Consider the following 22669-nt stretch of genomic DNA (forward strand, 5'->3'; position numbering starts at 1 on the left):
ATGGACCAACAAGGTATCTCGCTCCAGCCGCTGGCCATGCCAGGCGCGGTGACGAGCTTCTATGCCTACGAGGGCGGCGCGGCGCGCAATGCCGTGCTCGCGGCGCTGGCGCTGCAGCTGGCGGGTGGGGACGCCGGGGCGCCGGTGCTGGTGATCGACTGGGATCTCGAGGCGCCGGCGCTGCATCGCCATTTCGCAGTGCCGGCCGATGAACCGTTTGCCGACCTGGCTGTTTCCCTGCATGGCGCCGGGCCGGCGCCCGCGCACCCGGCGGCGCCTGCGGGCGCGCATGCCACCGACGACGACGCCGGCGACGCGGCCCGGCCCGGGCTGCTCGAATTCCTCGAGGCCTGCCGCGCCCGGCTGCGCAACACCGCCGGCCGCGGCGAGGAGCTGGCCGACCGCGTGATCGACGGCGTCGGCTGGCAGGCCTATCTCGAGCGCGCCGACGGCCGCCGTCCGCTCTACCTGCTGCGCGCCGGCCGCTTCGACGGCAGCTATGCCGAACGCGCGGGCCGGCTCGACTACCCAGCCCTGTTCGACGCCTGCCCGGCGCTGTTCCGCCGCTTCGCGGCGCGCCTGGCGCAGCATTTCGGCCACGTGCTGGTCGCCAGCGCCGCCGGGCGCTCGGCCGCCGTCAGCGTGTGCTCGACCCTGGTGCCCGACCGCCTGGTAGGCCTGTTCACGCCGGCGCCGGGCAGCATCGAAGGCATCGAAGGCGTGCTGCGGCGCGCCATCGATTACCGCTGCACCCACGAAGAAGAACAGCGTCCGCTGCTGCTCTACCCGCTGGCCTGCACGGCCGACGGCGCGCGCAGCGATCCGCATGCGCGCTGGCGGCGCGGCGATGCGCGCCATGGCCCGGGTTACCAGCCGCGCATCGAGGCGCTGCTGCGCGCCAGCTATGGCTGGTCGCGCGTCAACCTCGACAGCTGGTTCGACGAGACCCAGCTGGCGCTGGCCGACGCCTTGTCCACCGCCGGCCCGGGCGGCGACCGCCGTGCGCTGGGGCGCCATGCCGCGCTGCTGGCCGAATGGCTGGCGCCAGGCCGCTTCCCCTGGCAGTCGCTGACCGAAGTGCGCCTGCGCGCGGCGGTCGCGCAGGCCCGCCGCCAGACCGGCGGCGACGACATCGGCTCACCGTCGCTTGCCGATCACCTCGGCCGCTTGGGCGAGCTGTGCCGACGCGAGCGGCGCCGCGACGAAGCCCGCGCCTGCCTCGAAGAAAGCCTGACCGTGCGCGAACGCCTGCTTGGCGACGACCACGCGGCCACGCGCCAGGCCCGCGTCGCGCTGGCCGCGCTCCTGCTCGACAGCGGCGTCGTGCAAGAGGCGCGCCGCCATTACGACCTGCTGGTCCAGGCCTGCGCGCGCACGGCCGGCCCTGATGCGCCCGAGACGCTGGCGGCGCGCTCGCAGCTGGCGCGGGCGCTGGCCGCGCTGGGCGAGGGCGAGCGCGCGCTGGCGCTGCACGAGCAGGTGGTGTCCACCTGCGAACGCGCGCTCGGCGCCGAACACCTGGTCACGCTCGACTGCCTCGAAGACCTGGCGCATAGCCTGGTGCAGCAGCGCGAATTCGAACGCGCCCGCATCGTGGTCGAACGGGTGCTCGACGCCCGTCGCCGGCGCCAGGGCAGCGAGCATGCCGATACCCTGCGTTGCGGCCAGCAGCTGGCGCTGCTGCTGGGCGAGACGGGCGAACTGGGCAACGCGCGGCGCATGCTCGAATCGGTGTTGCGGGCCCATGAACGTCACGACGGCCTGGACGCCGCCGGCACACTGTCGGTGCGCGAAGCGCTGGCCGAGATCCTGGCGGCGCAGGGCGACCTGGCGGCGGTGCGCAGCATCCAGGAATCGCTGGCGCGCACGCGCGAGCGGCACCTGGGAGCCGGCCATCCCGAAACGCTCAATATGCAGCTGCGGCTGGCCTCCACCCTGGGCCAGCAGGGCGAGACCGAAGCCGCGCGCCGCCTGCGCGAACAGGTGGCCGAGCTGCGCCAGCACTTGCGCGAAGTCGAAGGCGCGCCGCCGCCCGGCGGCGCCCTGGACGATGCCGTGCAGGCGCAGCTGACACACCAGATGCGGGACCAGATGCGGGCGCACAGCGGGGCATCCGGTTCCAGCCTGTCGCCGGGCGGCGTGGCGCCCGGCCTGTCATCGTCGCCGCCTGCGGCGGACGGCGTTGCAGCGCACGGCCAGCATGAACTTGCGGCGCCGCGCGAGCATGCCGAAACCAGTCATGCGGCCGACAGCCTGGGTCACAAGCTTACCGAGTTGCAGAACCTGATCGACAGCCGCAGTCCTGAAGAAGCCAGGGCGCTGGCCGACAGCCTGCGCACCTCGGTGCTCAGGCCCAGCGCCGCCCATCCGCTGCGCCGGCGCGGCGCCGCCATGATCAAGCAGGTCTATCTGCAAGAGGGCGACAAGGATGCGCTGTTGTCCTTCACCCAGGACGAAGTGTCGCTGCTCGAAGGGGCCTTGATCGAGGCGGCGCGCGACAATCCGATGGCGATGCGCTGAAAGCGCGTGCGGGCGCTGCGCCAGCCTCGACGCCCGGCATGGTCCGGGCAAGTGCTTGCGCCGGCGCCCGTATGCCGGCGCCCGTATGCCCGATCGCCGGAGCGCCGAACCGCCAGCCGGCCCGCTTGCCCGCAGACGACCAGTCACCAGTCCACCAGTCCACCAGTCCACCAGTCCAACGGGCCGCCGTCCCGCCGAGCCCTTGCCGCGCCAACTTGTCGACTTGCCAGCCGGGTTCACCGGCCCCGGCTCGCCGGCATCGACCCGACATCCATTGCGGCGCCAGTCCATAGCAGCCTGGCCGGCTTCGCATCGCGCCGCGCCGACTTGCCATCGCTACCGCACCACGCCCCGCATTAACTGCGCGACAAGCAACTTGACAGGACGGCATCGCGTGGTTATCTCCGAGCTTGTCAGCCTGTCCAGTAAACTGTCGCACGGCCGCCGCACTGTTATCAGGCGGTTCATCGGCCGTCCCGGATTGTGAAATCCGGGCGTGAATTTCTGCTGCCGGGCGTCGATACAGGCGTTGCTTCGGGTAAAATCTCCGCCATGCGAATCTTGATCAGTAACGATGACGGTTATCTGGCGCCTGGGCTGCAGGCGCTGGCGGACGCGCTCGCGCCGATCGCCGACATCGTCGTCGTCGCCCCCGACAGCAATCGCTCGGGCGCCTCGAATTCGCTGACCCTGGACCGGCCGCTGTCGGTCTACAAATCGGCCAACGGCTTCTATTTCACGAATGGCACGCCGACCGACTGCGTGCACATCGCCCTGACCGGCATGACCGATGCGCCGCCCGACCTGGTGGTTTCCGGCATCAATAATGGCCAGAATATGGGCGACGACACCCTGTACTCAGGCACCGTCGCCGCCGCCACCGAAGCCTTCCTGTTCGGCCTGCCGGCGATCGCGTTTTCGCAGGTGCACGGCGGCTGGGCCCACGTCGATTCGGCCGCCCGCGTCGCGCGCGACATCGTCGAGCGTTTCGCCGCCGGCGGTTTCGACATGCTGCCCAAGCCTTTCCTGCTGAACGTGAACATCCCGAACCTGCCGTACGAGGACATCGGCCCGCTGACGCCGACCCGCCTCGGACGCCGCCACCAGGCCGAGCCCGTGATCCGCGCGCAGGATCCGCGCGGCCGCGAGATCTTCTGGATCGGCGCCCCCGGCGCCTGCCGCGACGCCGGCGAGGGCACCGACTTCCACGCGACCGCGCAGGGGCGGGTGTCGATCACGCCGCTGCAGATCGACCTGACCCACAAGACCCAGCTGGCCCTGCTGGCGGGAGGGTTCGCATGAAGGATGCGCGCCCGAATTTTCCGCTGCCGCTGTCGTCGGTGACGAGCGGCGTGCGCAAGCCCGGCACGCCGGCGCCGGTGCAGACGCCGCAGACCGCCACCCGCAACGCCACCACCTATACCGGCGCCAGGACGCCGCCGTCCCCGGGTCCGGCGCCACGCACGCCTGGCTATGTGCAGGCGGCCAGCAGCGCGCCGGCCGCCCAACGTTCCGACCTGGCGGCCACCGAGGCGGTGCGCCGTGCGATGGTGGGCCGCGTCGCGCGCCAGGGAGTGAGCGATCCGCAGGTCCTGATGGCGATGGAAACCGTGCCGCGGCACCTGTTCATCGAACCGGCCATGTCCGGCCAGGCATATGTCGACGCCTCGCTGCCGATCGGCCATAACCAGACGATCTCCCAGCCCTATATCGTCGCCCGCATGATCGAAGTCATGAATGGATCAAGGCAGGCCGGCGGCGCGCTGGGGAAGGTGCTCGAGATCGGCACCGGCTGCGGCTACCAGGCCGCGGTCCTGTCCTTCGTCGCGAAAGAGGTGTATTCGATCGAGCGCATCAAGCCCTTGCACGAGCTCGCGAAGACCAATCTGCGGCCGCTGCGGATATCGAACCTGCGTTTGCAGTATGGGGATGGTATGCTAGGCTTGCCGCAGGTCGCGCCTTTCGATGGCATCATCCTCGCCGCCGCCGGGCTCGAGGTGCCGCGGGCCCTGCTCGAGCAGCTGGCCATCGGCGCGCATCTCGTGGCGCCGGTCGGCGCCCAGGTGCAGCACCTGCACCGTATTACCCGCACCGGCAAATCCGAGTGGACCAGCGAAACGCTGGAAGCGTGCCACTTCGTGCCGCTGCGCCCAGGCACCATCTGAAACCCAATAAGGGCCGCCAGGCCCGCCGTACGCCGATAAGACAATAGAATGCCAATGACACAAGCACCGCGTTTAGCCCTCCTGACGATCCTCATCGGCCTCGTGGCCGGTTGTTCCACCACCACCCGCCAGGCGCCGGTCGTCGAGCGCCCCGTCACCGCCGCGCCAAGCCGGCCAGCGCCCGCGCGCGTGGAAGAAGCGCCGAAACAGGACGAGCGCGGCATGTACACCGTGCGCAAGGGCGACACCCTGCTGCGCATCGCGCTCGACTTCGGCCAGAACTACCGCGACCTGGTGACCTGGAACAACCTGGCCAATCCGGACGACATCAAGGTCGGCCAGGTATTGCGCGTGACCCAGCCGGAAGGCGAACGCAGCGCCAATGTGCAGACCCAGCCGGTGCCGATGCCGCCGTCGGCCAGCGTGCCGCGCAAGACCGAACCGCGCGCCGACAAGACCCCTTACAGCGAAGGCAAGGTGGCTACCGCCACGCCGCCGGCCACCACCGCGCCGGCCACACCTGCCGCCCCGGCCGCCAGCGACGAAGCGCGCCTGAGCTGGATGTGGCCTTCGGAAGGTCGCGTCATCGCCACCTTCGACGATGGCCGCAACAAGGGCATCGACATCGCCGGCAAGATGGGCCAGCCGGTGGTCGCCGCCGGCTCGGGCAAGGTAATGTATGCTGGCAGCGGCATCCGCGGTTATGGTAATCTCGTCATCGTCAAGCACAGCAACAGCCTGTTGTCCGCCTATGCCCACAACCGCAAGATCGTGGTCAAGGAGGGCGACAACGTCAGCCGTGGTCAGGTGATCGCCGAGATGGGCGACTCCGACGCCGACGCGGTCAAGTTGCACTTCGAGATTCGTCAGCAGGGCAAGCCGGTCGACCCGACGAGGTTCTTGCCCGTTCGTTAGGAACGGTATGACGCAGCCGCCGCACCCGCTGGACCAGGAGGAGACGGACGAGTTTCCGGATGAGCCGGAAAGCGGGCGCGCGCATGCCGATGACGATCTCGACCATGCCGACCGCGTCGACGGCGCGGCCGGCGCGGCGGGCGAGGATGCCCTCGCGCGCCACGCCAGCATCGACACGGTCGACGAGCTGCGCAAGGTCTTGCAGGCCGAGCTCGCGACCGACACCACCCAGCACTACCTGAACCAGATCGGCGCCAGGCCGCTCCTCACGGCCGTCGAAGAAGTCCACTTCGCCACCCTGGCCAAGGCCGGCGACTTCGGCGCGCGCCAGAAGATGATCGAGCATAACCTGCGCCTGGTCGTCTCGATCGCCAAGCACTACATCAACCGCGGCGTGGTCCTGCTCGACCTGATCGAGGAGGGCAACATCGGCCTGATGCGCGCCATCGACAAGTTCGAGCCCGAACGCGGCTTTCGCTTTTCGACCTATGCCACCTGGTGGATCCGCCAGAGCATCGAGCGCGCCATCATGAACCAGGCCCGCACCGTGCGCCTGCCGGTGCACATGGTGCGTGAGCTCAACGGGGTGCTGCGCGCCAAATACCATCTCGAGGCCCAGAAGCACGACGGCAAGGAAGCCTCGAGCGAGGACATCGCCAGCCTGGTCGGCCGCCCGGTCGAGGAAGTGCAAGACATCCTGACCCTGTCCGAGCACGCGACCTCGCTCGATGCGCCGCTCGACAACGATCCGCAATCGAGCCTGATGGACATGTTGCCCGACGACGGCGAAGGCAGCCCCGACGCCCACGCCGAGCAGCAGGAGGTGGCGCTGCTGGTGCGCGACTGGCTGACCCGGCTGCCGGACAAGCAGCGCCTGGTCGTCACCCGCCGTTTCGGCCTCGACAACGACGACCCGGCCACCCTGGAAACCTTGGCCGAAGAGATGGGCGTGACGCGCGAGCGGGTGCGCCAGATCCAGCAGGAAGCGCTGGTCAAGCTCAAGCGCGCGATGGCGGCGCGCGGCGTGGTGCGCGATTCATTGTTGTAACGGCAACCCTACCAGGTAGCGTCCACTTCGATTCCTTGCTATCATGCCCGCCGGGCCGTTTCGGCCATTTTTCTTTTATGCGCGGCCTTTGAAGCATGCGCCGCCGGCCGGGGCCGGCTCCTGCCTTCACTCCACTTTCTCATCACCATGCAAGAAATCTTCATCGACATCAAATCCCTCGACATGGACGGGCGCGGCGTTGGCCACCTCGAGAACGAGGACGGCTCGCCAGGCAAGGTGATCTTCGTCGAAGGCGCGCTGCCGGGCGAACGCGTCAGCTTCGAGACGACGCGCAAGAAAAAGAACTGGGAAGCGGGCCGCATGGTCACCCTGCAGCGCGCCTCGTCGATGCGGGTCGAGCCGAAATGCCAGCATTTCGGCTACTGCGGCGGCTGCTCGATGCAGCACCTGGAGCCGAGCGCGCAGGTGGCGATGAAGGGCCGCGTGCTGGAAGACAACCTGTGGCACCTCGGTAAAGTGAAGGCCGAGATGATCATGCGCCCGATGTATGGCCCGACCTGGGATTACCGCTATCGCGCGCGCCTGTCGGTGCGCCACGTGGCGAAGAAGGGCGGGGTCCTGGTGGGCTTTCACGAGCGCGCCTCGTCCTATGTGGCCGACATCACCACCTGCGAGATCCTGCCGGACCACGTCGCGCGCCTGCTGGTGCCGCTGCGCGAGCTGGTCGGCGCCCTGTCGATCTACAACCAGATGCCGCAGATCGAGGTGGCGATCGGCGAAGAGACCACGGTGCTGGTGCTGCGCATCATGGCGCCGCTCACGCCGGCCGACGAGTTGCTGGTCAAGGCCTTCGCCGACAAATGGGAGATCCAGTGGTGGCTGCAGCCGAAGGGCCCGGACACCGCCTATCCGTTCTACCCATTGGGCAAGGAGCTGTATTACACGCTGCCCGAGTTCGGCATCCGCATGCCGTTCAAGCCGACCGACTTCACCCAGGTGAACCATCACATCAACCGCGTGCTGGTGTCGAAGGCGCTGCGCCTGCTCGACGTGCAGCAGGACGACCGCGTGGCTGACCTGTTCTGCGGCCTGGGCAACTTCACCCTGCCGCTGGCGACCCAGGCGCGCGAGGTGGTCGGCATCGAGGGCAGCACGGCGCTCACCACGCGCGCGCTGGACAATGCGAAGGCGAACGGCCTGGCGGAAAAGACCTCGTTCTCGACCCGCAACCTGTTCGAAGTCACCAAGGACGACCTGGTGGCGCTGGGCAAATTCGATCGCATGCTGATCGACCCGCCGCGCGACGGCGCCATGGCCCTGGCGCTGGCGCTGGCCGAACTGCGCGAAACCCACGAAGAGCTGATGCCGCAGCGCATCGTCTACGTCTCGTGCAGCCCGTCGACCTTGGCGCGCGACGCCGGCATCCTGGTGCACAAGGCCGGCTATGTGATGAAGAAGGCGGGCGTGGTGAACATGTTCCCGCATACCTCGCACGTCGAGTCGATCGGCGTGTTCGAGCTGGGAGACAAGCCGGCGCGGCCCGCCGATGGCGCACACTATGTGCCGGCCGACGTGCCCGCGACGCCGGACGCCGCCTGAGGTCCGCAAGCTGCCGCGTTTTGGTAAGCAGCTGTAACGGATGAGCGACACCGTACAGACCGCGCTATCCATCTCGGTTTTACTGTTGGGAAACAGAGGTGCGTATGGACACTACCAAACACGGCAATAACGACGAGCATCATGGCGGACGCTTCTGGCGCTTTTCCCAGGAGCTGCTGGTCGTCGCCGCATCGGATGGGACGATCGAGGCGGTCAATCCGGCATGGAGCAAGCTGCTGGGCTATGCCGACGACGAGATCGTCGGCCGGAAGTTCATCGAGTTCACCCATCCGGCCGACCTCGATGCGACGCTCGCCGTGTTCGCGGGCATCCTCGAACAGCCATTGGCGACGCCCTACGAATACCGCTTCCGCCACCAGGACGGCTCGTGGCGCTGGTTCGGCTGGACCGGCGCCTTCGAAGAGGGCAAGGTGTATGCCGCCGGGCGCGACCTGACGCACGAGCGCCGGCGCGAGAAGGCCTTGCAGGACGCCGAGGACTTCACCCGCCTGGCCCTGCATTCGGTGGGCGGCGTCGGCATCTGGACCGCCGACCTGCAGGCGCGCACCTATGTCTGCGACGCCGCGATCGCCGACCTGTACGGCGTGGATCCGGTGCGCGCCGCCGGCGGCTTGCCGGCCGAGGAACTCATGGCCAACATCCATCCGGACGATCGCCCGGCGCTGATGGCCGAGATCGCGGGCAGCCTCACCTCGGGCAAGGACGCGAACTTCGAATACCGCCTGCGGCATCCGAACGGCGTCGTGCGCTGGGTGCATTCGCGCTGGCGCACCTATCTCGACGAACACGGGCAGCCGCTGCGCCGCACCGGCGTCGGGATCGAGACGACCGCCCAGCGCCACCTCGAAGAGCAGCTGCGCCAGGCCCAGAAAATGGAGGCCGTGGGGCAGCTCACCGGCGGCCTGGCCCACGACTTCAACAACCTGCTGGCCGGGATCACCGGCGCGCTCGACCTGATGCAGATCCGGATGCGCCAGGGGCGCTTCGGCGACTTCGAGCGCTACGTCGCGGTGGCGCAGGGCGCCGCCCGGCGCGCCGCCGCGCTCACGCATCGCCTGCTGGCCTTCTCGCGGCGCCAGACGCTGGCGCCGACGCCGATCGACGTCAATGCGCTGGTGGCCGGCATGGAAGAGCTGATCCGGCGCACCATCGGGCCCCAGATCGCGCTCGAGGTGGTCGGCGCGGTAGGACTGTGGCCGACGCTGGTCGATGCCGGCCAGCTCGAGAACGCCTTGCTGAACCTGTGCATCAACGCGCGCGACGCCATGCCCGACGGCGGCCGCATCACGATCGAGACCGCCAATAAATGGCTCGACTATTCGGCTTCCAGGGCGCACGACATCCCGGAAGGCCAGTACCTGTCGCTGTGCGTGACCGATACCGGCACCGGCATGACGCCGGAGATCGTGGCCAAGGTGTTCGAACCCTTCTTCACCACCAAGCCGATGGGTGAGGGCACGGGCCTGGGCCTGTCGATGATTCACGGTTTCGCGCGCCAGTCGGGCGGCCAGGTGCGCATCTATTCCGAGGTGGGGAAGGGCACCACGGTCTGCATCTACCTGCCGCGCTATTATGGCGAACTCAAGCCCGAAGACATCGGCCTGCCGCCGGCGCCGCAAGCGCCGGCCGGCCAGGGCGAGACGGTGCTGGTGGTCGACGACGAGCCGTCGGTGCGCATGCTGGTGACCGAGGTGCTGGAAGACCTGGGCTACGTGGCGCTCGAAGCGGCCGACAGCGTGGCCGGACTCAAGCTGCTGCAGTCCGATACGCGCATCGACCTGCTGGTGACCGATGTCGGCCTGCCTGGCGGCATGAACGGTCGCCAGATGGCGGAAGCCGGCATCGAGCGCAGGCCGGAGCTGAAGGTGTTGTTCATCACCGGCTATGCCGAGAACAGCCTGATCGGCAACGGCCACCTGATGCCGGGCATGCAGGTGCTGACCAAGCCGTTCGCGGTGGACGCGCTGGCGGTGCGGATCAAGGAGCTGGTCGAGTCGCGCTGACGCGTCCGGCCGCCGAGACATCGGAAGGAATGAAATGAAGGAATTCACCCGGCTGCTCGCCGCCTGGCTGGCCGCCGCGGTGGCGACCGCGGCCGTCGCCAGCGTCGTGCAGACGCAGATCAATCTCGGCGAGCTCAGCGCCCTCGGCGCGTCGATCGGCCCGGCGGACCGGCTTCGGGTCACATTGGGCGACCTGGCCGGCTTTGGCGCGGTCATGACCGGCATCGCGCTGGTCGCGCTGTTGCCGGCGTTCGGCGCCGGGCGCCTGCTGGCGCGGCGCGCGCCGCCCCCATGGCGCGCCGCCATCTTCGCGCTGGTGGCGGTCGTCGCCCTGTGGGTGGCGTTCTGGCTGATGCTGCACGTGATTCCCATGCCGGCCATCGCCGCGACCCGCGGCGGCATCGATCACGCCTTGATGGCCGCGACGGGTATCGTCGGCGGCCTGCTGTACGCCCGCATGAGCGCGCCGGCGCGCGGCCCGGGCGATCCGCGGCGCCACGCCGCGCTGGCGGCCATGCTGGCGCTGGTCCCGGCCTTGCTGTTCCTGGCGACGTCGCCCGGCGCCGCCGGGCGGCTCGATGCGGTCGATCCGGCCAGCTACCGCGTCGAGACGGTCGCGCTGGGACTCGAGCGGCCATGGTCGCTGGCCTTCCTGCCGGACGGCCGCATGCTGGTCACCGAGATGGGCGGTCGCCTGCTGGCGATCGGCGCCGACGGCGCATCGACGCCGATCGCGACGGACGGCCTGCCGCCCGTGTTCCAGCGCGGCGGCACCATCGGCCTGATGGACGTCGCCCCCGACCCTGCATTCGCACGCAATGGCTTGCTGTACCTGACGATGGGCCATGGCGAGGAGGGCGCCAATGGCACGCGCCTGGTGCGGGCCAGGCTGCAGAATGACCGGCTGGAAGACGTCCGGATCCTGTTCAGTTCCACGCCCAAGCCGCGCGCCGGCAATAACGGCGGCCGCATCGCTTTCCTGCCCGACGGCACGCTGGCGCTGACGGTCGGCGACGGCAACTGGCGCCGCGAAGAGGCGCAGAACCCCGCCAACCACCTGGGTACCGTCGTACGGCTCGACCGCGACGGCAGGGCGCCGCCCGACAATCCTTTCCTCAAGCGCCCCGGCGCCGCGCCCGAGGTCTACAGCCTCGGTCACCGCAACCCGCAGGGCATCGCCGTCGACCCGGGCACAGGCGAATTGCTGCTCACCGAGCATGGCGCGCGCGGCGGCGACGAGATCAACCGCATCGTGGGGGGCAAGAACTACGGCTGGCCGCTGGTCACGGCCGGCATCGATTACCCGTCCGGCCGCGTCACGCCGTTCAGCCGCCTGGCCGGCTTCGAGGCGCCGCTGCTGGAGTGGACGCCGTCGATCGCACCGAGCGGCCTGGCTGTCTACGATGGCGCATTGTTCCCGGAATGGCGCGGCGACCTGCTGGTGCCGGCGCTGCGAGGCCGCGCCCTGCACCGCGTCGTGCGCGACGGCGGCAGGATCGTCGAGCAGCAGACGTTGTTGGCAGAATTGAATCAACGCCTGCGCGACGTCAAGGTTGGTCGGGATGGCGCGATCTACGTCCTGACGGATGGCCTGGACGCCAGCCTGCTGCGTTTGAGTCCACCATAAAAAAACCGGCCGCGAAGGCCGGTTTTCTTTTGGGGATGCGACCGATCAGTCGTCGCCGCCCACGATGCCCAGCAGGCGCAGCAGGCTGGTGAAGATGTTGAACACGTTCAGGTAGATCGACAGGGTGGCGGTGACGTAGTTGGTCTCGCCGCCGTTGACGATGCGCTGCACGTCATACAGGATGAAGGCCGAGAAGATGCCGATCGCCAGGACCGAGATCACGATCGACAGCACCGACATCTGCAGGAAGATGTTGGCGACGACCGCCAGCAGCAGCACGACGACACCGGCCATCAGCCAGCTGCCCATGCCCGAGAAGTCGCGCTTGGTGGTGGTGGCGATGCTGGCCATCACGGCGAACACGGCCGCGGTGCCGCCGAAGGCGGTCATGATCAGGCTGGCGCCGTTCGAGTAGTTGAGCGTGTGGGTCAGCAGCGGGGCCAGCATCATGCCCATGAAGAAGGTGAAGCCGAGCAGCAGGGCGACGCCCAGGCCGGAATCCTTGTTCTTTTCGATGGCCCACATGAAGCCGAAGGCAACCGCGAGGAAGATCACGAAGCCCATGATGCCGGTGAAGGCGATGCCGAAAGACATGCCGGCGACCGCGCCGAGCACGGTAGGAATCATCGACAGCGCCAGCAGCCAATACGTGTTGCGTAACACTTTGTTACGCGTGGCCTGACCACCTTTGCTCAGGTCGATGGTACTTTGCTGTTGGGTACTAGGGTACATATAGTGCCTCCGGTTAGATAAATGGTACGTGCGAGTGCTACGCAAGGTACGTCAGCTTGATCCTATCGCATCTTTCTTAACTGAAGATGAAGAAAGGCTCACATCGGACGGACTTTTCCGCCACTGTAACACCATGCTTGCCACGACCGCAATATCGGATATCTGGGGCAGGTATGGTAAAATTAAAGGTTGATTGAGTCCCAAAGTTCAAACGAATTTCTCAGTTCAAAACCTTTCTTTTATTGGAGTTTTCTCATGGCAATCGAACGCACCCTGTCCATCATCAAGCCGGACGCAGTTGCAAAAAACGTGATCGGCAAAATCTATAGCCGTTTCGAAGAAGCCGGCCTGAAGATCGTGGCTGCCCGCATGGTGCAATTGTCGCGCGCTGAAGCCGAAGGCTTCTACGCAGTGCACGCTGCGCGTCCGTTCTTCAAGGACCTGGTCGACTTCATGATCTCGGGTCCGGTGATGATCCAGGTGCTGGAAGGCGAAGGCGCGATCCTGAAAAACCGCGACCTGATGGGCGCTACCGATCCGAAGAAAGCCGACGCCGGCACCATCCGCGCCGACTTCGCCGACTCGATCGACGCCAACGCCGTTCACGGTTCGGACGCTGCCGAAACCGCCGCTGTGGAAATCGCTTACTACTTCCCGGCGCTGAACGTCTACTCGCGTTAATTAGTAAGGGGGAGCGCAGTCCGGGCGTTCCCCGGATCGATTCCCCCGGACTAATTTAAATGAGTAACCTGCTCGCCTGCGCCCCCGGGGCGATGCGAGCGGGTTCGGAAATATAGGATTACATCATGACAACTCTCACCAATCTGCTGGACTTTGATCCCGCGCAACTCGTCGCCTACTGCGCCGACTTGGGTGAGAAACCGTTCCGCGCCAAGCAACTGCAGCGCTGGATACACCAGTTCGGCGCGTCGGATTTCGACAGCATGACCGACCTGGCCAAGTCGCTGCGCGAAAAGCTGAAGTCGCGCGCCGAAGTGCGTGCCCCTAGCATCGTGAGCGACAAGACGGCCAGCGACGGCACCCGCAAATGGCTGGTCGACGTCGGCAACGGCAACGCGGTCGAGACCGTGTTCATCCCGGAAGAAAACCGCGGCACGCTGTGCATTTCCACGCAAGCCGGCTGCGCCGTCAACTGCCGCTTCTGCTCGACCGGCAAGCAGGGCTTCAACCGCAACCTGACGGTCGCCGAGATCATCGGCCAGCTGTGGATGGCCGAGTTCGAACTGCGCCGTACCAAGGGCATCGAACCGGGTCCGAAAGGCGAGCGCCAGATCACCAACGTGGTGATGATGGGCATGGGCGAGCCGCTGCTCAATTACGAGCCGACCGTCACCGCGCTCAAGATGATGCTCGACGATAACGCCTACGGCCTGTCGCGCCGCCGCGTGACCCTGTCGACCTCGGGCGTGGTGCCGAATATCGACAAGCTGTCGCAAGACGTGCCGGTGGCCATGGCCGTGTCGCTGCACGCCTCGAACGATGCGCTGCGCGACATCCTGGTGCCGCTGAATAAAAAATATCCGCTGCGCGAGCTGATGGCCGCCTGCAAGCGCTATCTCGAATTCGCGCCGCGCGACTTCATCACCTTCGAGTACTGCATGCTCGACGGCTTCAACGACAGCGACGAGCACGCGCGCGAACTGATCGCGCTGGTGAACGATCCGGTGGTGGGCGTGAACTGCAAGTTCAACCTGATCCCGTTCAACCCGTTCCCCGAGTCGGGCCTGACCCGCTCCAAGAACCCGCGCATCAAGGCCTTCGCCGAAGTCCTGATGAACGCCGGCATCGTGACCACCGTGCGCAAGACGCGCGGCGACGACATCGACGCCGCCTGCGGCCAGCTGGCGGGCGAGGTCAAGGACCGCACCCGCGTGGCCGAGCGCATGGAAAAGATGGCCGAGTACCAGAAGAAATTCGGCGCCGATTTCGGCCGCATCGTGGAGATCCCGACCTGATGAAATTCGCCGCCGCCTGGCTCGCATTCGCATCGACCCTGTCCCTCGCTTTGCTGGCCGGTTGCGCCGGCACGGGGGCGGGCGGCGCGACGACCATGCGCGACGGCGAAATCAAGACCGCCTCGGACCAGACCGCGCTGGAAAAGCGCGCCTCGATCCGGGTGCAGCTGGCGGTCGGCTACTACCAGGAGGGCAAGCACGAGATCGCCCTCGACGAAGTCAAGCAGGCGCTGGCGGCCGATCCGAACTACGCCGACGCCTATGGCCTGCGGGCCCTGATCTATACCTCGATGGGTCAGTTCCCGCTGGCCGACGAAAACCATCGCCACGCGCTGCGCCTCGAACCGGGCAATCCCGAGTTCGCGAACAACTATGGCACCTTCCTGTGCCAGTCGGTGAACAAGCCGCTTGATGCCTTGCGTTATTTCGATGCCGCGCTCAAGAATCCCGCCTACCAGACGCCGCTCTCCGCGCTGGTCAATGCGGGCGCGTGCAGCATCAAGAACCGGAATATCGACGCGGCCGAGCGCTACCTGCTCGAGGCCCTGCGTTTGAGCCCGGCGCTGCCGGCCGTGAATGCCGGCCTGGCGCGGGTGTACTACGAGCGGCGCGACATGCAGCGCGCCGGTTTTTTCGTGAATCGCCTGATCGAGACGGCCAGCATCGAGACACTGCCGGCCGACGCGCTCTGGCTTGCGCTGCGCGTGCAGCGCAAGCTCGGAGACCGGACCCATGAAGCGACGCTTGCGGCCCAGTTGCGGCGGCGTTTCCCCGGTTCGCCCGAATACGCGGCGTTCGAGCGCGGCGCTTTCGACGAGTAAGCAATAAGACAAGCTCAACTAGAAGCTCAGTTACACGGACAAGGACGAGGACAATGAACGAGCAAGCAGATCAGCCGGCTACGCCAGGCAACCAGCCCGGCATCCCTGGCAAGACCCTGCAATCCCAGCGCGAAGCGATGGGCTGGAGTGTGGAACAGGTGGCGGACCAGCTGAAGCTGGCCCCGCGCCAGGTGGTGGCCCTGGAAGCCGGCGATTACGCTTCACTGCCGAGCCCGGCCGTGACACGCGGCTTCGTGCGCGTCTATGCCAAGCTGCTCAAGATCGACGCCGCGCCGCTGGTGTCGATGATCGAACTGAACATGCCGCCGGAAGCCCAGGCCGGCGCGCCCATCAACACCGGCGCCGTGCGCCGCGAACAGCGTCCGGCCACGTTCTCCGAGACCCGCTTTCCGATCGCCGGCCGCCGCAACCGCCTGCCGCTGGGCTGGATCGCCGCCGCCGTGGTGGTGGCCGGCGCCGCCGTTGCGGCCTGGCAGTTCGACCTGATTCCGAACTTGCAGCGCGACGGCCAGGCGGGCGACGCCACGGTGCTCGAGAACCCGGCCGCCGGCGTCGTCGCGCCAGGCTCGGCGCCCGCGGCCGGCGCCCAGCAAGGCCTGATCAATCCATCGGTGCCGTTGATCTCGGTGCCGGCGCCGGCTGGCGAAACTGCGCCGCCAGCGGCAGCGCCCGGTTCGGCCCCGGGCGCGGCGCCGGCCACCCCGACCGCACCGGTGCCGGCCGTGCCGCCGCCGGCCAATGCGCCGGCCAATGCGCCGGCCAACGCACCGGCGGCGGGAACGCCGAGCGCGGCCGCGCCTGGCGTGACGCCGGCCCCGAACATCTCGACCGCTGCCGCACCGGTCACCGCCGTGGCCCCCGCCGCCGGCGCCAACACCCTGGTGCTGAACGTGCGCGAGGATTCCTGGATCGAAGTGCGTCCGAGCGCCGGCGGCCGTCCGCTGATCTCGCGCCTGGTCAAGGGCGGCAGCACCGAGTCGGTCGAGCTGAGCGGCCCGGCGACCCTGGTGGTCGGGGCCCCTGGCGGCGTGACCGCGACCCTGCGCGGCGCCAACGTCGCGCTGCCGCAGCAGTCGGGCCGCACCATCGCGCGCGTGGCGCTGAAATAAGCTGAAGCTGGAATACACCAAATGAATTCGTTGAACGAAGCCTGCACTCCTGAAGCCATACCGTCCGGCCCGCTGGCGCGCCGCACCAGCCGCAAGGTGGCCGTCTCGCACGGCCAGCGCACGGTCTGGGTGGGCGGCGACGCCCCGGTGGTGGTGCAGTCGATGACCAATACCGATACCGCCGACGCGATCGGCACCGCGATCCAGGTCAAGGAGCTGGCGCGCGCCGGTTCCGAGATCGTGCGCATCACGGTCGACACCCCGGCGGCAGCCGCCGCCGTGCCGGCGATCCGCGAACAGCTCGACCGCATGGAAGTCGACGTGCCGCTGGTGGGCGACTTCCACTACAACGGCCACCTGCTGCTGCGCGACTATCCGGAATGCGCGCAGGCGCTGTCGAAATACCGCATCAATCCGGGCAATGTGGGGCAGGGCGCCAAGCGCGACACCCAGTTCGCCCAGATGATCGAGATCGCCGCCAGGTACGACAAGCCGGTCCGCATCGGCGTCAACTGGGGCAGTCTGGATCAAACGCTGCTGGCCCGCATCATGGACGAGAACGCCGCGCGCGCCAATCCGTGGAGCGCCCAGGCGGTGATGTACGAAGCGCTGATCACGTCGGCGATCGAGAACGCGGTACGCGCCGAAGAAGTCGGCCTGGCGCGCGACAAGATCATCCTGTCGTGCAAGGTGTCGGGCGTGCAAGACCTGATCGCGGTCTACCGCGAACTGGCGCGCCGCTGCGATTATCCGCTGCACCTGGGACTGACCGAGGCCGGCATGGGCAGCAAGGGCATCGTCGCCTCGACCGCGGCGCTGTCGGTGCTGCTGCAAGAGGGCATCGGCGACACCATCCGCATCTCGCTGACGCCGGAACCGGGCGGCGACCGCACCAGGGAGGTCGTGGTTGGCCAGGAAATCCTGCAGACCATGGGCCTGCGCAAGTTCACCCCGATGGTGATCGCCTGCCCGGGCTGCGGCCGCACGACCTCGACCGTGTTCCAGGAGCTGGCCGACAACATCCAGAGCTTCTTGCGCGAGCAGATGCCCGAATGGAAGAAAACGTATCCGGGCGTGGAGGCGATGAACGTGGCCGTGATGGGCTGCATCGTCAACGGTCCGGGCGAATCGAAGCACGCGAACATCGGCATCAGCCTGCCGGGCACCGGCGAATCGCCGGCCGCGCCGGTGTTCGTCGACGGCCAGAAATTCGCGACCCTGCGCGGCGAGCGCATCGTCGATGAGTTCAAGACCATCGTGCTTGATTATGTGAAGAAGAATTACGGGCGAGCCGGGGTTTCGAGCGACATGTCGCTCGCCGGCGCAGCGACCCAGGCGTAAGCCTGGGGCTGGGAGAGCTGGCCGACCTGCGCCCACGAGCAGCGCCAAGAATTGAGAAAGAAAACCATGTCCAAACCAGAAAAAATCGTCGCCATCAAAGGCATGAACGACATCCTGCCGCAAGACGCGCCGCTGTGGGAGCTGTTCGAGAACACCACCGAAACGATCCTCAAAAGCTACGGCTACCAGAAGATCGTGACCCCGATCGTCGAGCAGACCGCTTTGTTCTCGCGCGCCATCGGCGCCGTCACCGACATCGTCGAGAAGGAGATGTATTCCTTCGAAGACTCGATGAACGGCGACCAGCTGACCCTGCGTCCGGAAGGCACGGCCAGCGTCGTGCGCGCCGTGCTCGAGCACAACCTGGTCTACGACGGCCCGCGCCGCCTGTGGTACAAGGGCCCGATGTTCCGCCACGAGCGTCCGCAGCGCGGCCGCTACCGCCAGTTCTTCCAGTTCGGCGCCGAAGCGATCGGCTTCTCGGGCCCGGATATCGACGCCGAGATGATCATGATGTCGCGCCGCCTGTGGGATGACCTGGGCCTGCAGAACGTGCGCCTCGAGCTGAACTCGATCGGCAACGCCGAGGAGCGCAACCGCCACCGCGCCGACCTGATCGCCTATCTCGAAAAACACGAAGACATCCTCGATGCCGAGGCCAAGCGCCGCCTGCACAGCAACCCGCTGCGCATCCTGGACACCAAGAACCCGGCGATGCAGGAGATGGTCAACGCCGCCCCGCGCCTGCTGGACTACCTGGGCGAAGAGTCGCTGGCCCACTTCAACGGCGTCAAGGCGCTGCTGGACAAGAACGCGGTGCAGTACACCGTCAACCCGCGCCTGGTGCGCGGCCTGGATTACTACAACCGCACCGTGTTCGAATGGGTCACCGACGAGCTGGGCGCCCAGGGCACGATCTGCGCCGGCGGCCGCTACGATCCGCTGATCGAAACCTTCGGCGGCAAGCCGACCCCGGCGGTCGGTTTCGCGATGGGCATGGAACGCATCATCGAGCTCATGAAAGGGTTGGGCGAACCGGCCGAGCCGAACGTGTGCGACGTCTACATGGTCCACCAGGGAGAAGAGGCCCAGCTGCAGTCCTTCATCCTGGCCGAGCGGATTCGGGATGCCGGCCTGGATGTTGTGTTACATTGCGCAACGCCAACAGGTGCTGGCAGCTTCAAGAGCCAGATGAAGAAGGCCGATGGCAGCGGCGCCGCCTTTGCCGTCATCATCGGCCAGGACGAGATCGCGAACAATGCCGCGCAAGTGAAGACCATGCGCGGCGAAGTGGGCGAGCAGCAGCAGGCCGCCGTGCCGTTCGAGGAAGTGGTCGACTACCTGGTCGACCAGATCGTCGGCAGTCACGACCACGGCCACGACCACGATCACGTGCACTACCACCCGTAACCGGCGTTCGGCACCACCAATCAACCATTTAATACAAGAATACGCACATGGCATACGATCACCAGGAACAGGAACAGCTTGATTCCTTCAAGGCGTTCTGGTCGCAGTACGGCAACATCATCATCTGGGTCCTGATTCTCGCGCTCGGCTCCTACGCCGGCTGGAATTACTGGAAAACCCACCAGCGCAACAAGTCGGTCGAGGCGTCGGCGCTGTATGACGAGCTGCAGACCTCGCTGCTGGCGAACGACAATGCCAAGGTGCAGCGCGTGGCGGGCGACATCCGCGCCAAGTACGAATCGTCGGCCTATGCCCCGATGGCGGCGCTGGCGGCGGCCAAGACCGCCTTCGAAGCGAACGACCTCAAGACCGCCAAGGCGCAGCTGCAGTGGGCGGCCGAGCACGGCAATGACGAATACAAGTCGATCGCCAACCTGCGCCTGGCCGGCGTGCTGCTCGACGAGAAGGCATTCGACGAAGCGCTGAAGGTCTTGAACGGCAAATTCCTGCCGCAGTTCACCTCGGAAGTGAACGACCGCAAGGGCGACGTGCTGGTCGCGCAGAACAAGCTGAACGAAGCGCGCGCGGCCTATGTCGCGGCGATCGCCGCCATGGATCCGACCGCGCCGGGCCGCCAGCTGGTGCAGATCAAGCTCGAAGCGATCGGCGGCACGGTGCCGGCCGACAAGAAATCGGAACAAGAAAAAGCTGCCGAGCAAAAGGCAGCCGCGTAATCCTCCCCCATGAGAGGGCCCGCGCACGCCTGACGGCGGCGCGGGCCTTGCGTCCTCTATAGTCCAGGAACAAGGTAGAACAAAATGCGTATTTGCAGCAAGCTTGTTGGTGTCGGCGTACTGGCCCTGATGACGGGTTGCTCGACCCTCAATTCGCTCAATCCATTCGCGTCGGATAAGAAGGGCGACCAGCCGGCCAAGCTGGTCGAGCTGAAAGGCAGCATGGCCGTGCGTACCGCATGGAAACTTGATATCGGCAAGGCGCGCGGCTACACCTTCTCGCCTGCGCTGACCGGCAACACCGTGGTCGTGGCCGGCGCCGACGGCGCCATCGCGCGCGTCGAAGCCGGGAGCGGCAAGCAGCTGTGGCGCATCAAGGCCGACACCGAACTGTCGGCCGGCGTCGGCACCGACGGTAACCTGATCGTGGTCGGCGGCGACAAGGGCCAGCTGCTGGCCTTCGACATGGATGGCAAGAAATTGTGGACGAGCCAGCTGTCGAGCGAGATCCTGTCGGCGCCGGTGGTGTCGCAAGGCATCGTGGTGGCGCGCTCGATCGACAACCGCATCGTCGGCATCGATGCCGCCAACGGCAACAAGAAATGGACCGTGCAAAAAGTCGCGCCGCCGCTCACCCTGCGCAATGCGCCGGGCATGATCGTGGCCGGGACCGACGTCATCGTGGCCCAGCCGGGCGGCAAGCTGTCGTCGATGATCCTGGCCACCGGCGCGCCGCGCTGGGACGTCGAGGTCGGCGTCTCGCGCGGCGCCACCGAACTGGAACGCGTGACCGACATCGGCGGCGCGCCGGTGCTGTTCGAGAACGAGGTGTGCGCCGCGTCCTACCAGGGCCGCGTAGGCTGCTTCGACCTGGTCACCGGTTCGGCCAAGTGGACGCGCGACCTGTCGTCCGATGCCGGCGTCGCCGTCGACCAGCTGTACGTGTTCGCACCGGACGACAAGGGCGCCCTGCATGCCTTCACCCGCGACACGGGTTCTTCCAGCTGGAAGAACGACAAGCTGGCCTTCCGCCGCCTGTCGACCCCGCTGTCGTATGGCCGCGCCGTCGCGGTCGGCGACTTCGAAGGCTATGTGCACTTCCTGTCGCGCGAGGACGGATCTTTCCTGGCGCGCGCAGCGACCGATGGCAGCCCAATCATGGGTACGCCGCTGGTGGCCGGCACGAACCTGATTTTTCAAACACAAAATGGAACTGTGACCGCCATCGCGGTCGAATAGAATAAAACATGAAGCCGGTAATCGCACTCGTAGGTCGTCCCAACGTCGGGAAATCGACCTTATTTAACCGCCTGACCCGTTCGCGTGACGCGCTGGTGGCCGACCTCCCTGGCCTGACGCGCGACCGCCACTATGGCGAAGGCCGGATTGGCGAACGGCCATTCCTGGTCATCGACACGGGCGGTTTCGAGCCGGTCGCCAAAGAAGGCATCATGCATGAAATGGCGCTGCAGACGCGCCAGGCCGTGGCCGAGGCCGACGTGGTCGTATTCATCGTGGACGGCCGCCAGGGCCTGACCCCGCACGACAAGACCATCACCGACTACCTGCGCAAGAGCGGCCGCAAGGTCATGCTGGTGGTGAACAAGTCGGAAGGCATGAAGTACACCTCCGTCACCGCCGACTTCTATGAACTCGGCATGGGCGACCCGTACGTGATCTCCGCCGCCCATGGCGACGGTGTGCACGACCTGGTCAACGAGGCGCTCGACATCGCCTTCGCCCAGCGTCCCGACGAACCGGAAGAGCTGGAAGCGGCCGATCACGGCTTCAAGATCGCCATCGTCGGCCGACCGAACGTCGGCAAGTCGACCCTGATCAATACCCTGGTCGGCGAGCAGCGCGTGATCGCCTTCGACATGCCGGGCACCACCCGCGATGCGATCGAAGTGCCGTTCGAGCGCGACGGCAAGAAGTACACGCTGATCGACACCGCCGGCATCCGCCGCCGCGGCAAGATTTTCGAGGCCATCGAGAAATTCTCGGTGGTCAAGACCATGCAGTCGATCTCGGATGCCAACGTCGTGATCCTGCTGCTCGACGCCCAGCAAGATATTTCCGAGCAAGATGCCCATATCGCCGGCTTCATCCTGGAATCGGGCAGGGCGCTGGTGGTGGCCGTCAACAAGTGGGACGGCCTGCAAACCGACCAGCGCGACCAGGTCAAGAACGACCTCGACCGCAAGCTGGACTTCCTGGGCTTCGCCAAGACCCATTTCGTCTCGGCGCTGCGCGGCACCGGCATCAGCCAGCTGCTCAAGTCGGTGGAATCGGCCTACGCCGCCGCCACCGCCAACCTGTCGACGCCGCGCCTGACGCGCGCGCTGCAGGAGGCGGTCGAGAAGCAGGAGCCGAAGCGCAAGGGCACCTCGCGTCCGAAGATGCGCTACGCCCACCAGGGCGGCCAGAATCCGCCGATCATCGTCATCCACGGCAATGCGCTGGAGGGGATCACCGAGCCTTATAAACGCTATCTGGAAAAGCATTTCCGTGACACGTTCAACCTGGTCGGCACCCCGCTGAGGATCGAGCTGCGCAGCGGGAAAAATCCGTTCGCAAAAGACTGAATTGTTTAGGCTGAAAGTCGTAGCAGTACGACAAAAAGCGGCAAAACAGGTTACAGTAGGCTTAGGGCTGCATTCGCTTAC

The 22669-nt window shown here is 66.8% G+C and carries 18 protein-coding genes; 17 read left to right on the plus strand and 1 reads right to left on the minus strand.

All coding sequences use genetic code 11. The features are described from left to right. From LO55_RS13980 to LO55_RS14015, 8 genes are all read left to right on the plus strand, one after another. Positions 1-2520, plus strand: coding sequence for a tetratricopeptide repeat protein (locus tag LO55_RS13980; RefSeq protein ID WP_071361915.1), 2520 nt, complete (start codon positions 1-3; stop codon positions 2518-2520). Between the two features lie 552 nt (positions 2521-3072). Then, on the plus strand, positions 3073-3822 hold the full coding sequence (gene surE, locus LO55_RS13985) for a 5'/3'-nucleotidase SurE (RefSeq protein WP_071361916.1): 750 nt from the start codon (positions 3073-3075) through the stop codon (positions 3820-3822). Next, complete coding sequence (locus LO55_RS13990) at positions 3819-4685, plus strand: protein-L-isoaspartate(D-aspartate) O-methyltransferase (protein ID WP_071361917.1); 867 nt, start codon at positions 3819-3821, stop codon at positions 4683-4685. The genes surE and LO55_RS13990 overlap by 4 nt, the downstream gene beginning before the upstream one ends. Before the next feature lie 54 nt (positions 4686-4739). Continuing rightward, the gene (locus tag LO55_RS13995) at positions 4740-5600 is read left to right on the plus strand and encodes a peptidoglycan DD-metalloendopeptidase family protein (RefSeq protein ID WP_005666231.1); all 861 of its coding nucleotides are present in this window, start codon (positions 4740-4742) and stop codon (positions 5598-5600) included. Positions 5601-5607: 7 nt separating this feature from the next. After that, positions 5608-6648 (plus strand): RNA polymerase sigma factor RpoS, encoded by a 1041-nt coding sequence (gene rpoS / locus LO55_RS14000; protein ID WP_071361918.1) that lies wholly within the window; start codon positions 5608-5610, stop codon positions 6646-6648. A 147-nt stretch (positions 6649-6795) separates the two neighbouring features. Beyond that, complete coding sequence (rlmD, locus tag LO55_RS14005; protein ID WP_071361919.1) at positions 6796-8208, plus strand: 23S rRNA (uracil(1939)-C(5))-methyltransferase RlmD; 1413 nt, start codon at positions 6796-6798, stop codon at positions 8206-8208. Between the two features lie 104 nt (positions 8209-8312). Beyond that, complete coding sequence (locus LO55_RS14010; protein ID WP_071361920.1) at positions 8313-10232, plus strand: hybrid sensor histidine kinase/response regulator; 1920 nt, start codon at positions 8313-8315, stop codon at positions 10230-10232. A gap of 34 nt (positions 10233-10266) precedes the next feature. Further along, positions 10267-11859: a PQQ-dependent sugar dehydrogenase gene (locus LO55_RS14015; protein ID WP_071361921.1), complete on the plus strand. Its 1593-nt coding sequence runs from the start codon at positions 10267-10269 to the stop codon at positions 11857-11859. Between the two features lie 45 nt (positions 11860-11904). Here LO55_RS14015 and LO55_RS14020 read toward each other — a convergent pair whose 3' ends face one another. Then, positions 11905-12591: a Bax inhibitor-1/YccA family protein gene (locus LO55_RS14020; protein ID WP_005666239.1), complete on the minus strand. Its 687-nt coding sequence runs from the start codon at positions 12589-12591 to the stop codon at positions 11905-11907. Between the two features lie 255 nt (positions 12592-12846). Here LO55_RS14020 and ndk point away from each other — a divergent pair, with 255 nt between their 5' ends. From ndk to der, 9 genes are all read left to right on the plus strand, one after another. Further along, complete coding sequence (gene ndk, locus LO55_RS14025; RefSeq protein WP_005666240.1) at positions 12847-13272, plus strand: nucleoside-diphosphate kinase; 426 nt, start codon at positions 12847-12849, stop codon at positions 13270-13272. Between the two features lie 125 nt (positions 13273-13397). Next, positions 13398-14567 carry a dual-specificity RNA methyltransferase RlmN gene (gene rlmN, locus LO55_RS14030; RefSeq protein WP_177185524.1) on the plus strand — a complete coding sequence of 390 codons (1170 nt, stop codon included), beginning with the start codon at positions 13398-13400 and terminating at the stop codon, positions 14565-14567. Continuing rightward, positions 14567-15388, plus strand: a complete 822-nt coding sequence (pilW, locus tag LO55_RS14035) for a type IV pilus biogenesis/stability protein PilW (RefSeq protein ID WP_071361923.1) — start codon at positions 14567-14569, stop codon at positions 15386-15388. The genes rlmN and pilW overlap by 1 nt, the downstream gene beginning before the upstream one ends. Positions 15389-15441: 53 nt before the next feature. Beyond that, the gene (locus tag LO55_RS14040; RefSeq protein ID WP_071361924.1) at positions 15442-16518 is read left to right on the plus strand and encodes a RodZ domain-containing protein; all 1077 of its coding nucleotides are present in this window, start codon (positions 15442-15444) and stop codon (positions 16516-16518) included. 21 nt (positions 16519-16539) lie between these two features. Then, complete coding sequence (gene ispG, locus LO55_RS14045; protein WP_071361925.1) at positions 16540-17859, plus strand: flavodoxin-dependent (E)-4-hydroxy-3-methylbut-2-enyl-diphosphate synthase; 1320 nt, start codon at positions 16540-16542, stop codon at positions 17857-17859. Positions 17860-17925: 66 nt separating this feature from the next. Next, positions 17926-19269, plus strand: a complete 1344-nt coding sequence (hisS, locus tag LO55_RS14050) for a histidine--tRNA ligase (protein WP_005666249.1) — start codon at positions 17926-17928, stop codon at positions 19267-19269. A gap of 47 nt (positions 19270-19316) precedes the next feature. Next, a complete protein-coding gene (locus LO55_RS14055; protein WP_071361926.1) occupies positions 19317-20003 on the plus strand; it encodes a YfgM family protein in 687 nt (228 codons plus the stop codon). An 84-nt stretch (positions 20004-20087) separates the two neighbouring features. Next, entirely contained in the window at positions 20088-21242 is a 1155-nt protein-coding gene (bamB, locus tag LO55_RS14060; RefSeq protein ID WP_071361927.1) for an outer membrane protein assembly factor BamB, read from the plus strand. 8 nt (positions 21243-21250) lie between these two features. Beyond that, positions 21251-22588: a ribosome biogenesis GTPase Der gene (gene der, locus LO55_RS14065; protein ID WP_071361928.1), complete on the plus strand. Its 1338-nt coding sequence runs from the start codon at positions 21251-21253 to the stop codon at positions 22586-22588. Positions 22589-22669: the final 81 nt, after the last annotated feature.

This window comes from Massilia timonae (assembly GCF_001866515.1).
Classification (GTDB): domain Bacteria; phylum Pseudomonadota; class Gammaproteobacteria; order Burkholderiales; family Burkholderiaceae_D; genus Telluria; species Telluria timonae.